This window comes from Phocaeicola sp. RTP21198st1_B8_RTP21198_201120 (genome assembly GCF_040929485.1).
Classification (GTDB): Bacteria; Bacteroidota; Bacteroidia; order Bacteroidales; family Bacteroidaceae; genus Phocaeicola; species Phocaeicola dorei.
The window spans coordinates 1409-1654 of record NZ_JBCOCI010000280.1 but is presented as its reverse complement, the minus strand read 5'-3'; the positions used below and the strand labels follow the sequence as shown (position 1 = coordinate 1654).

Annotated in this window: 1 protein-coding gene; it reads left to right on the top strand. The window is 45.1% G+C overall.

The window, feature by feature from the left end; translation table 11 throughout:
- Positions 1-246 (top strand): sodium ion-translocating decarboxylase subunit beta (locus AB5935_RS25425; RefSeq protein ID WP_368327807.1); only part of this gene is annotated, 246 nt, incomplete at both ends.

Sequence of the window (246 nt, the reverse complement as noted above, 5' to 3'; positions counted from 1 at the left end):
TACTATCACTATCCTGTTGGGTCTGACAGTAGGTGCTTCTACGCAAGCTTCCGAATTCCTGACGCTCGATTCTATCAAGATTTTCGCCCTCGGTGCATTGTCATTCATCATTGCAACTGCATCCGGTGTAATCTTCGTTAAGATATTCAATATCTTCTTGAAGAAGGGCAACAAGATCAATCCATTGATCGGTAATGCAGGGGTTTCTGCTGTCCCCGACTCTGCACGTATCTCACAAGTGATTGG